This window comes from Cupriavidus sp. FW306-01-F10A, from assembly GCF_058782785.1.
Window position 1 is genome coordinate 75,418 of record NZ_JBYSYA010000025.1, and the last position, 14,636, is coordinate 90,053.

11 protein-coding genes are annotated in these 14,636 nt (G+C 65.6%); 10 read left to right on the top strand and 1 reads right to left on the bottom strand.

Going from position 1 to position 14,636, the window contains the following annotated elements:
* Positions 1–16 precede the first annotated feature (16 nt).
* The 9 genes from AC3WLF_RS26455 (at position 17) to AC3WLF_RS26495 (ending at position 11,833) form a co-directional block, all read left to right on the top strand.
* Positions 17–622: a glutathione S-transferase family protein gene (locus AC3WLF_RS26455; RefSeq protein ID WP_492357360.1), complete on the top strand. Its 606-nt coding sequence runs from the start codon at positions 17–19 to the stop codon at positions 620–622.
* 253 nt (positions 623–875) lie between these two features.
* On the top strand, positions 876–1,367 hold the full coding sequence (locus AC3WLF_RS26460; protein WP_492320252.1) for a VOC family protein: 492 nt from the start codon (positions 876–878) through the stop codon (positions 1,365–1,367).
* 80 nt (positions 1,368–1,447) lie between these two features.
* Positions 1,448–1,702: an RNA-binding protein gene (locus AC3WLF_RS26465; RefSeq protein ID WP_492320253.1), complete on the top strand. Its 255-nt coding sequence runs from the start codon at positions 1,448–1,450 to the stop codon at positions 1,700–1,702.
* Between the two features lie 91 nt (positions 1,703–1,793).
* Positions 1,794–4,160, top strand: coding sequence for a DNA polymerase II (locus tag AC3WLF_RS26470; RefSeq protein WP_492353377.1), 2,367 nt, complete (start codon positions 1,794–1,796; stop codon positions 4,158–4,160).
* 295 nt (positions 4,161–4,455) lie between these two features.
* Positions 4,456–6,780 carry a xanthine dehydrogenase family protein molybdopterin-binding subunit gene (locus tag AC3WLF_RS26475; RefSeq protein ID WP_492320255.1) on the top strand — a complete coding sequence of 775 codons (2,325 nt, stop codon included), beginning with the start codon at positions 4,456–4,458 and terminating at the stop codon, positions 6,778–6,780.
* The gene (locus AC3WLF_RS26480) at positions 6,749–7,213 is read left to right on the top strand and encodes a (2Fe-2S)-binding protein (RefSeq protein ID WP_492320256.1); all 465 of its coding nucleotides are present in this window, start codon (positions 6,749–6,751) and stop codon (positions 7,211–7,213) included. Before AC3WLF_RS26475 ends, AC3WLF_RS26480 begins: the two co-directional genes overlap by 32 nt.
* 208 nt (positions 7,214–7,421) lie before the next feature.
* The gene (locus tag AC3WLF_RS26485; protein ID WP_492359045.1) at positions 7,422–9,305 is read left to right on the top strand and encodes a preprotein translocase subunit YajC; all 1,884 of its coding nucleotides are present in this window, start codon (positions 7,422–7,424) and stop codon (positions 9,303–9,305) included.
* Positions 9,302–10,906 carry a GMC oxidoreductase gene (locus AC3WLF_RS26490; protein ID WP_492357597.1) on the top strand — a complete coding sequence of 535 codons (1,605 nt, stop codon included), beginning with the start codon at positions 9,302–9,304 and terminating at the stop codon, positions 10,904–10,906. Before AC3WLF_RS26485 ends, AC3WLF_RS26490 begins: the two co-directional genes overlap by 4 nt.
* Positions 10,907–10,921: 15 nt before the next feature.
* Positions 10,922–11,833: an ATP adenylyltransferase family protein gene (locus tag AC3WLF_RS26495; protein ID WP_492359046.1), complete on the top strand. Its 912-nt coding sequence runs from the start codon at positions 10,922–10,924 to the stop codon at positions 11,831–11,833.
* Between the two features lie 17 nt (positions 11,834–11,850).
* Here AC3WLF_RS26495 and AC3WLF_RS26500 read toward each other — a convergent pair whose 3' ends face one another.
* Positions 11,851–13,146: a DUF3422 family protein gene (locus AC3WLF_RS26500; RefSeq protein WP_492340326.1), complete on the bottom strand. Its 1,296-nt coding sequence runs from the start codon at positions 13,144–13,146 to the stop codon at positions 11,851–11,853.
* A gap of 107 nt (positions 13,147–13,253) precedes the next feature.
* On the opposite strand from AC3WLF_RS26500, the gene AC3WLF_RS26505 reads away from it, so the two are divergent.
* Positions 13,254–14,114: a LysR substrate-binding domain-containing protein gene (locus AC3WLF_RS26505; RefSeq protein ID WP_492320261.1), complete on the top strand. Its 861-nt coding sequence runs from the start codon at positions 13,254–13,256 to the stop codon at positions 14,112–14,114.
* Positions 14,115–14,636 lie beyond the last annotated feature (522 nt).

The following is a 14,636-nucleotide window of genomic DNA, read 5'->3' on the forward strand; positions in this document are numbered from 1 at the left end:
GCGGCAGGAGGACAGTATGACCATGACGCTCTACTACAACCCCCAAAGCCGCGCCTCGGTGGCGCGCTGGATGCTGGAGGAGGTCGGGGCTGAGTACAAGCTGCAGCACATCGATTTCACCAAGGGCGAGAGCCGCGCGCCGGAGTTCCTGGCGATAAACCCGATGGGGAAGATTCCAACGCTGGTCTTGCAGGACGGCACGGTCCTGACCGAGAACGGCGCGATCATCGCCTGGCTGGCGGATGCCTTTCCGCAGGCCGGGTTGATGCCGCCTGCAGGCTCGTCCGCGCGCGGCACGGTGCTGCGGTGGCTGTTCTTCTGCGGCAGTTGCTTCGAACCCGCGCTGACTGACCGCATGATGCGCAAGGAGGCGCCGCTGCCGAAGCAGGCGGTCGGCTGGGGCGACTATGACGATGTGATCGACGCCATCGAGAAAGCCCTGACTCCCGGCCCCTTCGTGCTCGGCGCGACCTTCAGCGCGGCGGACATCTATCTCGGTGCCTCGCTGGCCTGGGCGGGCCGATTCGGTGCGCCGCGCATTGGTGAGAGCCCGTGCATCCAGGACTACGTCAAGCGGATCACCGCGCGCGACGCGTTCGTGCGCGCGGCGGAAGCCCAGTGAGACGCGAGAAGTCCTGCGGCATCAGTCCAGCGCGATGTTCGCCTTGCTGATCACCTCGCCCCAGCGCTGGGTCTCGAAGCGCACCAGCCTGGCATAGTCGGCACTGGCGCCGGGCAGCGGCGACGCCCCTTGGACAGAGGCCGCTCGCGGCTCCTCAGCCCACCCCTTGCGCGGCCTGCGCCCGCCACCGGAATATGAGACATTGGAGTCCCGGTGGCGGATTCCCGGTGCTCGACTTTCCAGGAGACACATCATGCAAAGCAAGAACACGATCTGCTTGTGGTACGACCGCGACGCCCTTGATGCCGCAAACTTCTATGCCGAGACATTCCCCGACAGCGCAGTCAGCGCCGTCCACCGCGCGCCGGGCGACTATCCCGACGGCAGGCAGGGCGATGTCCTGACGGTCGAGTTCACCGTCGCCGGCATTCCCTGCCTCGGGCTGAACGGCGGCCCGCATTTCAAGCACAGCGAGGCCTTCTCTTTTCAGATTGCGACGGACGACCAGGCCGAAACCGACCGCTTGTGGAATGCGATCGTCGGCAATGGCGGCCAGGAAAGCGAATGCGGCTGGTGCAAGGACCGGTGGGGACTGTCATGGCAGATCACCCCGCGCGCGCTCAGCGCGGCGATCACCGACCCCGACCGTGCGGCGGCCAAGCGCGCATTCGACGCCATGATGACGATGAAAAAGATTGATATCGCCGCGATCGAGGCGGCACAGCAGGGCAAAAGCCCATCCTAGAATTAAGGTAGGGCGTCTCAGTGCCAACCGCAAAGGGGGCTGGGGCAGGGCCGCTCCTTCATCGACTGGGAGAGACCATCATGAGTCGTTTGCTGCTAGGCAACATCGAACCTGGCACCTCGGACGAGGAAATCGCGGCCTTCCTGGAAAAGTACGGATTTCCCCCGTTCGACAGTCTCGAACATGAGGAAGGCGATGGCTCGCAGCCTGCCGTGCTGCTGACCTATGGCACCCTCGACCCCATGGTGCTGGGCAAATTGCAGGAGCGCATCCACCATATGTACTGGAAGAAGCGCGAATTGACCGCTGCTATCCTGCACGACCGCTTTGCGTGAGCTGAAGAAGCCTCGGGGTGGCTTACGCGGCTCACGCACCCGGCCCATCCGCTAGAATCCCGACCGGTAGCCGTTTCCCAATGTTCCTAACGTGGCACTTCAGCAGGGTTTCATCCTGACCCGACATTGGCGCGATACGCCGGCCGGCACCGAAGTCGAATTCTGGCTGGCGACCGATAATGGTCCGCGCCACCTGCACCTGTCCCGTCAGCCGTCAGTCGCGTTTATCCCCGAGTCGCAGCGCGAGCGTGCCGAGGCGCTGCTGCGCCGCGAGCGCGAGGTCGAACTGCGCCCGCTCAAGCTCCAGGATTTCCAGCGCCGGCCCGTACTGGGCCTGTACTGCCGCCAGCATCGGCAACTGATCCAGCTCGGCCGCTCATTGCGCGACGCCGGCGTGGATGTCTACGAAGCCGATATCCGCCCGCCCGAACGCTACCTGATGGAGCGCTTCATCACCGCCCCGGTCTGGTTCGACGGCGAGCCGGACCCCGGCGGCGCGCTGCGCAATGCCCAGATGAAGCCGTCGGAGGGCTACCGGCCCAAGTTGCGCCTGGTCTCGCTCGATATCGAGACCAACGCGTTCGGCGAACTCTATTCGATTGCGCTCGAAGGCTGCGGCCAGCGCCAGGTCTACATGCTGGGTGCGGCGCCGCAAATGCCCGCCGAGGTCGATTTCTCGCTCGAGTACTGCGCCACGCGGCCCGAGTTGCTGGAAAAGCTGAACCAGTGGCTGGCCGATCACGATCCCGACGCGATCATCGGCTGGAATCTGGTCCAGTTCGACCTGCGCGTGCTGCACGAACATGCGCGCAAGTTCCAGCTTCCGCTGCGCCTCGGCCGCGGCGGAGCCGAGATGGAATGGCGCGAGCACAACGCCCAGCAGCACTATTTCGCCAGCGCACCGGGCCGGTTGATCATCGACGGCATCGAGGCACTGCGTTCCGCCACGTGGAGCTTCCCGTCGTTCAGCCTGGAATCGGTGGCGCAGACGCTGCTGGGCGAGGGCAAGGCGGTCGACAACCCGTACGACCGCATGGACGCCATCGACCGCATGTTCGAGCAGGACAAGCCGGCGCTGGCCCGCTATAACCTGCGCGATTGCGAACTGGTGACGCGGATCTTCGAAAAGACGGAGCTGTTGCCGTTCCTGCTGGAGCGCGCCACGGTCACGGGCCTGCCGGCCGACCGGAACGGCGGCTCGGTCGCCGCCTTCACGCATCTCTACATGCCGCTGATGCACCGCCAGGGGTATGTCGCGCCCAACCTCGGCGAGAACGCGCCCGAGGCCAGCCCCGGCGGCTTCGTCATGGACTCGCGGCCGGGGCTCTACGAATCGGTGCTGGTGCTGGACTACAAGAGCCTCTACCCGTCCATCATCCGCACCTTCCTGATCGACCCGATCGGCCTGGTCGAGGGCCTGGCGCATCCCGACGATGCCGATTCGGTGCCTGGCTTCCGCGGTGCGCGGTTTTCCCGGACCAAGCACTGCCTGCCGGCGATCGTCGCCAAGGTCTGGCAAGGCCGCGAGGCCGCCAAGCGTGACCGGAACAAGCCGCTGTCCCAGGCGCTCAAGATCATCATGAACGCGTTCTACGGCGTGCTCGGGTCCAGCGGCTGCCGGTTCTTCGATGCGCGGCTGGCGTCGTCGATCACCATGCGCGGGCACGAGATCATGCGGCAGACCCGCGCGCTGATCGAGGCCCGCGGCTACGAGGTGATCTATGGCGACACGGATTCCACATTCGTCTGGCTGCGCCGCGCGCGCACGGAAGCCGATGCCAGGCAGATCGGCCGCAGCCTGGTCGCCTACGTCAACGACTGGTGGCGCGACCACCTCTGGCAGACCCATGGACTGGAAAGCGCGCTGGAACTCCAGTTGGAAACGCACTTCCGGCGCTTCCTGATGCCGACCATCCGCGGCACAGACCTTGGCAGCAAGAAGCGCTATGCCGGCCAGGTGGAACGGCCCGACGGGAAGGCCGCGATGGTGTTCAAGGGGCTTGAAACGGTGCGTACGGACTGGTCGCCGCTCGCCCAGCGCTTCCAGCAGACCCTTTACGAAAAGATCTTCAACCGCGAGCCGTACGCGGATTATGTGCGCGACATCGTGCGCCGCACCCTGGCCGGCGAGCTCGACGAGCAACTGGTCTATCGCAAGCGGCTGCGCCGCAAGCTCGATGATTACCAGCGCAACGTGCCGCCGCACGTCCGCGCCGCCCGTATCGCCGATGCCTATAACGAGCGCCAGGGACGTCCGCGCCAGTATCAGCATGGCGGCTGGATCAGCTACGTGATGACCGTTTCAGGGCCGGAGCCGCTTGAGACCCGGTCGGCGCCGATTGACTATGGCCACTACGTCAACAAGCAGTTGCAGCCGATCGCCGATGCGATCCTGCCGTTCCTGGACGACGATTTCGAGACGCTGCTGGCTGGGCAGATGGCACTCTTCCCGCAGTAGCATAAGCTGCTGATTCTAATGGGGAATTGCTTGATGGATGGGGCTGCGGCACGGTCCGTTGAAGTCGATCAGGTGCTTGTTCTCAAGCTCAAGGATCTGCCGGAACGCGGGCACCCGTCACGGAGCAGTTCGACCTGCGACTGCTGGGGGTATCAGCGCAGCATGGCCATGTCGGGTGTTGCGCGATAGCGCCAGCCACGTGCTCGCATTCGCGCTGCGGCACTTCCCGACCTAATATAGGCCATGCCATCGGCGGCACGGGGCCTTCCATGATGATCGATCCGCCAGTCTTGCCATGTTGACGCGCAGAGCCTTCCTGCTCGGCGGTGCGGGCGCTGCCGGTGCGCTGGTGATCGGATGGGCCTGGCTGCCGCCGCGCCAGCGCCTGGCGGGCGGCGAGCCGCTGGCAGCGCGCGACGGGCAGTTTGCGCTGAACGGCTGGGTCAAGGTGGCGTCCGACAACACCGTCACGGTGGTCATGAACAAGGCCGAGATGGGGCAGGGCGTGCATACCGGCGCGGCGATGCTGCTGGCCGAGGAGATGGAGGCCGACTGGTCGCAGATCCGGGTCGAGCCGTCGCTTATCGATAACCTGTACAACAACATCGAGGGCGTGGTCGCCAACCTGCCGTTCCGGCCGGACGACAAGGGGTGGCCCAGGCGCGCCGCCGAATGGTTCACGCGCAAGGGCGTGCGCGAGGTGGGCTTGATGTTCACCGGCGGCTCCACCAGCATCAGGGACCTGTGGAATCCGATGCGCGAGGCCGGCGCCGCCGCGCGCATGATGCTGTGCGCGGCAGCGGCGAAGCAGTGGGACGTCAAGGCCGAAGCGTGCCGCGCGCAGGCCGGCAAGGTGGTGCATCCGTCGGGGCGCAGTGCCACCTTCGGCGAACTGGCCGCCGCAGCCGCGCGTGAGCCCTTGCCACGCAAGGTCGAACTGAAGGACCCTGCCAGCTACAGGCTCATCGGCACCCGCGCGGCGCGCCTTGATGCCCCTGCCAAGCTCCACGGCAGAGCCAGTTTCGGTATCGACGTGGTGGCGGACGCGATGGTCTACGCCAGCGTGCAGATGTGTCCGACGCTGGGCGGCACGCTGCAGGGATCCCCGCCCGACGACGTAAAGAAGTTGCCCGGCGTGCTCGACCTGGTCACGCTCGCTCCGCTGCATGGCGGCAGCGGCGGCGTGGCGGTGATCGCCAGCGATGCGTGGATCGCGATGCAGGCGGTGGAGAAGGTCCAGTGCAAGTGGGACGAGGGTGAGGCGGCGAAGCTGTCGAGCGACGGCATCCGCGATACGCTGGTGAAGGCGCTCGACGCTTCCGGCCCACGTGTCTGGCACGAGCATGGCAACGGGCGCGCCATGAAGCAGGGCAAGCCCGCCATCCAGGTCTTGTACTCGGCGCCTTATCTCGCTCACGCCGCGCTGGAGCCGGTCAACTGCACGGTGCTGGTCCAGGAGGACCGCGCCATCGTGTGGGCTGCCACGCAGATGCCCGGGCTGGCTCGCCGCTGCGTGGCGAAGACGCTCAGGCTGGACACGGACAAGGTCGAGCTGCGCCAGCAGTTCATCGGCGGTGCCTTCGGGCGCCGGCTCGAAGTCGACTTCATCTGCCAGGCGGCCGCCATTGCCGCCAAGCGCAAGGGCGTGCCGGTGCAGACGATCTGGTCGCGCCCCGAGGACATGCGGCATGACTTCTACCGTCCGGCCAGCGTGTCGCGCTTCGAGGCCTGGCTCGACGAAAAACGCAAGGTCATCGCCGTGCGCAATATCTCGGCCAGCCAGTCAGTGCTGGAGGGCGTCGCGAAGCGCAACTTCGGCCTGCCCGACATCTTCCTGTCGCGGCTGGACAAGTCCACGGCGGAGGGCGCCTTCGACCAGGCTTATGACTGGCCGGACGTGTGGGTCGGCCACCAGACCGTGGACCTCGCCATCCCCGTGGGCTACTGGCGCTCGGTGGGGCATTCGCACCACGCCTTCTTCATGGAGAGTTTTGTCGATGAACTGGCGGTGGCAGTCGGGGTGGACCCGCTCGACTACCGCATGAGCCTGCTCAGGGGCGAGCGCCAGCGCGCGGTGCTGGAGCAGGCAAGAAAGATGTCGGGCTGGGGCCAGCCCTTGCGCAAGCAACCTGGCGTGGTGAAGGTGGGGCGCGGCGTGGCCCTGCACGAGTCGTTCGGCAGCGTGGTGGCGCAGGTCGCCGAGGTGTCGGTAGGCAACATGGGGCAGGTCCGCGTGGATCGCGTGTTCTGCGCCATCGATTGCGGCATGCCGGTCAACCCGACCCTGATCGAGCAGCAGGTCGAGGGCGGCATTGTGTTCGGGCTGTCGGCAGCGCTGTGGCAGAAGATCACGCTGGAGCGAGGCAAGGTGAAGGAGGACTACTACACCGCCTTTCCGGCCATGCGCCTGCGAGACTGCCCGGACATCCAGGTACACGTGATGCCTTCGACGCGCCCGCCACAGGGCGTGGGCGAATCCACCACGCCGCCGATCGCCCCGGCGGTGGCGAACGCCTTGTTCCATGCGACCGGCGAGCGCCTGCGCGACCTGCCGCTAATGAAGACCCTGCCGCCTTCCGGAGCCTGCGATGCCAGACCATCAGATCAGTGTCAACGGTAAGAGTGTCGACGTCCGCTCGGACGGCTGCACGCCGCTGTTGTGGGTGCTGCGCTGCGAGCTCAAGCTGACGGGCACCAAGTTCGGCTGCGGCGTGGGGGTGTGCGGCGCCTGCGCGGTGCATGTCAACGGCAAGATGCTGCTGTCGTGCCAGCACCAGGCGAGCGAGATGGAAGGGAAGAAGATCGTCACCATCGAAGGACTCGACGGCCCCGAGGCCAGCGCCCTGCGGGCGGCCTGGCTGAAGCACGAGGTGGTGCAGTGCGGCTACTGCCAGAGCGCGCAACTGATGGCGGCGAGCGCGCTGCTCAAGCGCACCCGGAATCCGAAGGAGGCGGAGATCGCCGACCAGATGAGCTGCGTGATCTGCCGGTGCGGCACGTACACACGGATCAGAAGGGCGATTGCGGAAGCGATGGGGATGTTGAGGGGGTGAGGGCGTAGGGGGGGCATTGGAAACGGCTGGCACTCGCGCAAACATGCGCGAGTGCCCCGATCCTTGCTGGCGAGCTGGAAGTCTTAGGGGGAAGGCGATGAAACATTCCGGGTCAGCACCAGAGTCGCTATATCCGGGTGGTTCGCAAGCTGCGGCCGATGCTGCCGGCTCCGCGACGATCGCTTCCGCGCCTGCCGCGACCGGGCGCATGGAACTCTACACCCAGAGAACCATGGTGAACTGGCTGAGCCCGCTACAGCTGCCGTTCACCGCCATGCGCGTTGCCGTGGCGATGGCAATCGGCGCCTTTGCCGACCAGCGCATGGTGCAGGCGGCACTCACCACGCTGAATCCGAATCCACCGCTGCCGGTGCCCGCTGACGAACACGGCGGTGTCTGGGTCGACTATCTGGCCGACACCGGCGACGGTTGGGACTCGACCTACTCCATGGCGTTGTGCGTCAGTCACGCGGTGACGCTGCGCGACCAAGGCGTGACGCTGCCGCGGGCAAAGGTGCTGCTGCTGGGTGGCGACCAGGTGTATCCGACCCCTGCCCATGAGGGCTATCGGACCCGCTTCGTCGATCCCTTCCGGGCGGCATTCCCTGCGCCGGTCGAGACCGCACACCCCGTATACAGTGACCAGCCGATCAAGTTGCCGGATGCGCCGTGGATGGTCGCCACGCCTGGCAATCACGACTGGTACGATGGCCTGCGTGGCTTTGCCCGCCTGTTCTGCAGCGGCAAGCCAGTGGGCGGCTGGGAGACACGCCAGCGCACTGGCTACTATGCCTTGCAGTTGCCCGACGGCTGGTGGATCTGGGGCCTGGACCTGCAACTGGAATCGGAAATCGACCGACCGCAGCGCGAGTACTTCCAGAAGATACACACGGCGCTGCAGCCTGGCGACCGCGTCGTATTGTGCGCGCCGGAGGCCAGCTGGATTGACGAGATGGAGCGCGTGCGCCGCGGCGAGCGGCGGGCCGTGCCTTCGATCGAGGCCAAGACGCCGCGCTTCCGGAGCCTGAGCGAGATCGAGGGGATGCTGGGCGACCGGCTCGCGCTGGTGCTGGCCGGCAACTCGCACCACTACGCGCATTACGTGCCGCGAGCGGGCACGGCGGGACCGCATCGCATCACCTGCGGAGGCGGCGGCGCATTTCTTCACGGCACGCACCTGCTGCCAGATCCGCCGAGGCCTATCGTCGTGGGCCCGGCCAGACAGTTCTACGAGCTGAAGTCAGCGTATCCGGAACAGGCGGTCTCCCGGCAATTGCGCAATCGTGCGTGGCAGCTGCCTGCGCGCAACCTCTCGTTCTGTGCGCTGGTGGCGGTCCTGTACTTGCTGTTCGATTGGATCATTCAAAGCGCGAGCCTGGTATCTGTTCCCGGGCGCGATCAACGCAGCTTCGTCGACAGGCTGGCCGGCCTCGAAATGACATTCGGGAATACCGGCGAGGTGTTCCATCAACTGTTCCGGGTCATGGCGCACAGTCCGGCGTCGGTGGTGTTCGCAGCGGCCATTGTCTTTACTTGCGCTGCGCTGTCGACCAGGGATGTCAGGCGCGGCGTCCGGCTCGCGTGCGTTGTCGGCGCGTTGCACGGGCTGCTGCACCTGGCACTGGCGGTCGCGCTGCTATGGCTCGTCTTGCGCCTCAACTTCCATGTCTTTGGCGCGGACAACGCGCCCCCCGTGTTGCTGTTTCTGGTCGAGGCCATGCTGCTGGGCGGCGCCCTCGGCGGCCTGCTGTTTGGGGTCTGGATGGTGTTGGGCAATGCCCTGTGGCGTCTGCACCCCGAGGAGGTGTTCTCCTCCCAGCGCATCGCCGATTACAAATGCTTCCTGCGGATGCGGTTCGAGGGTGGGCAATTGACGATCTACCCGCTCAAGCTGGAGAAGGTCTGCCGGCATTGGAAGCTGGGCGAGGGCGTCAAGCAACTGGCGAAGGTCAACAGCACCTGGCGCGTGCGCGCGCAACCCGGCGCGGCCGGCCCTCGCTTCGTGCCTGCAGACGGCCAGGTATCGCCGCCGGAGGCGGTGCGGATGATCGAAGAGAAGCCAATCATCATCCAACGACAGGGAGCGTCATGATGGGCAATACGCTTGCCTACGACGTCGTCGTCATCGGCAGCGGCTTCGGTGGCGCGGTCTCGGCCTGCCGGCTCGCGCAGGCCGGCCGCAAAGTGCTGGTGCTGGAACGCGGCCGGCGCTGGAGCCCCGCGACTTACCCGCGCGACGAGAGCGACCCCTGGCTGTGGAACCAGGAGCGCGCCAACCGCTTCAATGGCTGGGCCGATATCCGGACCTTCTCCGACGTATGGGTCATCGCCGGGGCCGGGGTCGGCGGCGGCTCGCTGATCTATGCCAACGTTTCCGTGGAAGCCAAGCCGGAAGCGTTCCAGCAGGGCTGGCCGAAAGAGGTTACCTATGCCGGCCTGCAGGCCCACTATGAGGAGGTCGGGCGCATGCTCGCGGTGAGCGAAGTGCCGGATAACCAGTTGAGCGAGCGGACCCGGCTGTTGCGCGAGGGCGCGGAAGCCTGCGGATGGGGCGGGCGCTTCCGCAAGTTGCCGCTGGCGGTGACGTTTTCCGAGCATTGGGATCCCACACGGCAAGACCCCCGCGATGACCGTCATTCACAGACATTCCTGAACCAGCACGGCAGGTTGCAAGGCACTTGCGTTCACTGCGGCAACTGTGACGTGGGGTGCCAGGTATCGGCCAGGAATACGCTGGACCTGAATTACCTGGCGGTGGCTGAAGACAATGGCGCCGAGATTCTTCCGTTGCACCTGGTAGACCGGCTCGAACCGCTGCAGCAGGGCTGGCGCGTTTGCTTCAGGAAGATCGACCCGGCAAACGAAACGACGAGCCCTGGCACAGTCACGGCCGCCAGGGTGATACTGGCCGCCGGCTCTATCGGCAGCACCGAGCTTCTGCTGCGCTGTCGGGACGAACATCGCACCCTGCCCGGGCTTTCGCCGCGGTTGGGACATGGCTGGGCGCACAATGGCGACTTCGTGACGCCGGCCTACTATGCCCACAGGACGATCTCTCCGTCTCATGGCGTAACCATCTCCGCAGCGATCGACCTGCTGGACCACAGCGGCCCGAACGGACAGGCGCTCTTCGTGGAGGACGGTGGAATCCCTAATCTCGCAGGCAACTTCATTCGGCGCCATATGAAGCGAACGCGTTCCCGCAAGCTGCGCGCCGTGTGGAAGGAGGTCGGGGGACTGTTTGACGACGGCGACCCGGTCGAGCAGATGATGCCCTGGTTCGGGCAAGGCGTGGACCCTGGCGATGGCCAACTGAGGCTGGGCCGCACGTGGTACGCACCGTGGCGCCGTGTGCTGCGGCTCGACTGGTCTTATCAGGCCTCGGTGGCCGTCATCGAGGCCATGATTGCAGCCCATACGCAGCTCTCGGCAGCGACTGGCGGAGATCCGTGGGTGCCGCTCACCTGGCGACGGTGGCACAACCTGATCACGCCGCACCCGCTGGGCGGCTGCAATATGGGGACGTCCGCTGCAGACGGGGTCGTCGATGCATGGGGCCGGGTATTTGGCTGCGAGGGACTGTATGTCATGGACGGTGCGATCGTCCCGCGTCCGCTCGGCCTGAACCCTTCGCGCACCATTGCGGCGCTCGCGGAGCGCAATGTGGCGATGCTCTTGCGCGAGCAGGATTGAATCTCTTCGCCGACCATGGACCATCGACACCTTCAACCCGGCACGCTGTGGCCGGCTGTCTTGCACCGGACGGCGCACGCCCTGCAGAGCGGGGCATTGTGCCCGATCGAAACTGCCCAGGTGGCGATCGAGGACGGCGGCATGCGGTTTCTGGTCCGCCAGGTATCGAGCCTGGCTCGCAAGGACAAGGCATACACGACGAGCAGCGCCGGGGGCAATCCATTCCTGCCCTATGACCCGGAACTGTTTGTTGCGGATATCTCCGACACCCATGTGGCCTTGCTCAACAAGTTCAATGTCATCGCGCATCATCTGCTCATCGTCACCCGGCGCTTCGAACCGCAGGAATGCCTGCTGACCGTGGCTGACTTTGAAGCGCTGCTGGCTTGCATGGCGGAGTTCCCGAGCCTGGGTTTCTACAACGGCGGGGCCGCCGCGGGAGCGAGCCAGGCCCACAAACATCTGCAGATCGTGCCGTTGCCGTTCGCCGAGGGTGGCCCGGCGCTGCCAATTGACCCCTTGCTGGCGTCGGCGCGGATCGCCGGCGCCATCGGTACCATTCCCGGCCTGGCATTCGCGCATGCGTTCGCGCCGCTGGATCTGTTTGCGGCACCCGTCGAAGAGGTGGCGCGCACGGCGTGCGAGCGCTACCGCGCGCTGCTTGATGCGGTTGGGGTGCGGGCGGTCGGTGTCGAGGGCGGGCTGCACCAGTCGGCGCCGTACAACCTGCTGGTCATGTCCGCAGGGCTGTTGCTGGTGCCGAGATCCGGGGAGTGCGTGGAAGGCATATCGGTCAATGCCCTGGCGTTCGCCGGTTCGCTTTTTGTCCGGGATGCAGCGCAGATGCGGACCATTGAGGGCCTTGGCCCGATGCGTCTCCTGCGGCGAGCGGCGGCAGCCGCAGGGCAGGGCGGGGCAGCCGCCTAGCTGCCCCTGACGCGACCCTACGCGGCCTGATTCGCAGCCGGCTGCCGCGCGGCCGCTTTCTGCCCGGCATGCTTGCTGCGCCGGGTTGCACGCAGCACCAGCAGCACCACTGGCAGGATCAGCACGCCCTTGATCAGTTCCGGGTCCAGCGGGAGGTGCACCGCATGCAGCGCCTTGAGCCCCGTACCCGCCAGCGACAGCACGTAATAGGAAATGGCCGCGACCGACAGGCCTTCGACCGCGTGCTGCAGCCGCAGCTGGCTGCGCGCGGTCTGGTCCATGCCTTCGAGCAGGCGCGTGGTGTCCTGCTCCTGCGCCAGGTTGACGCGCGTGCGCAGCAGGTCGAGCGCGCGCGCCACGCGGCCGGCAAACTGCTCGTGCCGCGCCCAGACCGACCTGCACGTCTCCATGGCAGGCGCGAAGCGGCGCTCCATGAATTCGGCGATGGTCGGTATGCCTTCGATGCGCTCTTCACGCAATTCCTGGATGCGCGCCAGCACCAGCTTCTCGTAGGCGCGCGACGCGCTGAAGCGGTTGCCGGATTCCGCCAGTGCCTCGATGCGGACCGCCAGGTGCGTCAGCCGCCCCAGCAACTCGGCATCGTGGCGGCCGCCCTGGCTGGTGTCCATGCTGCGCATCAGCGGCGCGAGCGAACGCTGCAGGTTGTCCACGCTGCGGCCCAGGTCACGCGCCACCGGCAAGGCCAGCAGCGCCATCATCCGGTAGGTCTCGATTTCATACAGCCGCTGCAGCAGCCGTCCGCCTTGCACTTCGCGGAAGCCGTTGTCGATGACCAGGAAGCGCGAAAAGCCGTCGGGCGGGATGGTCCAGTCGCAGAACACCTCACCGCCGCCCAGCACGTGGCTGCCCGCCAGGATGGGGCCGTCGATCCATTGCCTCACGTTGTCGCGGGCATGGGCCGCGGCCTCGCCCGAGACCAGTTCCATGCGCAGCGCCACCAGGCGTTTGCCGGCGAAGCTGTCGAACCAGTCGGCCGGGATATGGGAGGTGGCCAGGTCGGAGAAGTAGTCCGCGTCACCACGGCGCGCCACGAACGTGAAGGTGGAGAACTCGGTGTGCCGCTCCCACTTCAGTTGCTTGTCATCGCCCCATCGTCCTGAATAGTGGGTCACGCCGTCGGCCGGGTCTTCCAGCCCGGTCAGCCGGCACAAGGAGGCCAGCAAGGCATGGTGAACGGCGGTATCGCCGTCGGCATAGATGGCGAAGTGCGTCAGCGAGGCGGAGCCGCCGATGCGCAGGAAGGGGCGGGCATGCAGTTCGCGCGCAAGGCTGTCGCGCAAGGGGTGGTCCATGATCGGCTGTGGCATAGGTCGTCAACGTTTTTGGCCAGTATGCCCGAGGGCCAATAATTAAGAAAAACGCGTAATATTGATCTGTTGCTTCAGTTTTTCTGATACCAATGAAAGCGCTTGACCTCGATGTGCTGGCCATGATGGTGGCGGTTGCCGATACGGGCAATATTTCCCGTGCAGCGGAACTCGTGCACCGGTCGCAGTCGGCGGTCAGCATGCAGATCAAGGCGCTCGAACAGGCTTTGGGCAAGCCACTGTTTGTGCGCAAGCCGAGAAACGTGGTGCTGACCCTGGAAGGCGAAGTACTGCTGGGCTTCGCGCGCCGCATGCTGGCCCTGCGCGACGAGGCCTGGGCGGCCGTGGTCCGCCCCGACGTGACCGGGCGCGTGGTGCTCGGCATGCCGGACGACTATGCCTCATCCCTGCTGCCCGCGATCCTGAAGAAGTTCTCGGCGACCTACCCCAAGGTCGAGATCCAGGTCATTGGCTTGCCGAGCGTGGCCCTGGCGCCCATGGTCAAGGACGGATCGGTCGACCTGGTCTGCGCAACGCGAGTGAAGGGGTTGTCCGGCGAGTTCATCCGGTTGGAACCGATGGTGTGGGCCGCATCGCCGGGGGCGCACGAAATCTGGAACGAGCGGCCGCTGCCCATTGCCGTGTTCCAGTCGGGCAGCGTCGCCCGCGACATTGCGATCCGCAGCCTGGAGCAGGCCAGGATCGCCTATCGCATGTCCTATGAAAGTCCCAGCCTGCTCGGCCTGCTCAGCATGGTCGAAGCGGGACTGGCAGTGGCGCCGCTCGCGCGATGTGCAGTCCCGGCGCATTTCACCATCCTTGGCCAGGCCCACGGGCTGCCCGAGCTAGCCGGGCTGGAACTGGTGCTGGCGCGCAGTGCAAAGTCGAAGCGGCCGCCTTGCGACTTCCTCGCTGAACAGATCCTGTCCGAGTTGCAGCGCTGGCAAGCTTAATGTGGCGATTGCCCTCGTCGGCAGGTCTTGGTCGGCGTGATCAAGTGACAAAAGAGGCTCTTCGAGGTTCTTTTCAAAAACGCTTGCAAGGCAGGCATCCAGGCATTAATATTCGCCCCCTCGTTCGCAAGGCACCGCGCAGCGGGGCTGGGAAAGACTGGCAAGGAGACTTGCCAGGATTAACTCGACTCGCAAGAGTGAGCCTCCCAGGATAAAGAATTTCTCGAAAATGATTGATTAATCGCAGAAACTTCTTTATAGTCTCGTTTCTCCGCTGCAGACAAAACGCAGCAACGCAAACGGCAAAGCCGGATGCGGCCCGAAAGGGCGGGCTCTTTAACAATCAAACAACCGATAAGTGTGGGCGCTTGATAACGGATGCGGAAGACTTCGGTCTTTTAGCTTTACAAGTTATACAGTGCTCGCACAGCAAAACGTGACTGGATCTTTGGATCTGGTCAGTCAGTTTTCTGAGAGTGAGCGACCGCTCGAAAGAGCGAGGGAGCCGCGAGGCTTCCACAC

Excerpts from the sequence above, each read along its gene's own strand:
- AC3WLF_RS26455 (WP_492357360.1), top strand. The coding sequence starts at position 17 with ATGACCATGACGCTCTACTACAACCCCCAAAGCCGCGCCTCGGTGGCG.
- AC3WLF_RS26460 (WP_492320252.1), top strand. The coding sequence starts at position 876 with ATGCAAAGCAAGAACACGATCTGCTTGTGGTACGACCGCGACGCCCTT.
- AC3WLF_RS26465 (WP_492320253.1), top strand. The coding sequence starts at position 1,448 with ATGAGTCGTTTGCTGCTAGGCAACATCGAACCTGGCACCTCGGACGAG.
- AC3WLF_RS26475 (WP_492320255.1), top strand. The coding sequence starts at position 4,456 with ATGTTGACGCGCAGAGCCTTCCTGCTCGGCGGTGCGGGCGCTGCCGGT.
- AC3WLF_RS26480 (WP_492320256.1), top strand. The coding sequence starts at position 6,749 with ATGCCAGACCATCAGATCAGTGTCAACGGTAAGAGTGTCGACGTCCGC.
- AC3WLF_RS26485 (WP_492359045.1), top strand. The coding sequence starts at position 7,422 with ATGGAACTCTACACCCAGAGAACCATGGTGAACTGGCTGAGCCCGCTA.
- AC3WLF_RS26490 (WP_492357597.1), top strand. The coding sequence starts at position 9,302 with ATGATGGGCAATACGCTTGCCTACGACGTCGTCGTCATCGGCAGCGGC.
- AC3WLF_RS26495 (WP_492359046.1), top strand. The coding sequence starts at position 10,922 with ATGGACCATCGACACCTTCAACCCGGCACGCTGTGGCCGGCTGTCTTG.
- AC3WLF_RS26500 (WP_492340326.1), bottom strand. The coding sequence starts at position 13,146 with ATGGACCACCCCTTGCGCGACAGCCTTGCGCGCGAACTGCATGCCCGC.
- AC3WLF_RS26505 (WP_492320261.1), top strand. The coding sequence starts at position 13,254 with ATGAAAGCGCTTGACCTCGATGTGCTGGCCATGATGGTGGCGGTTGCC.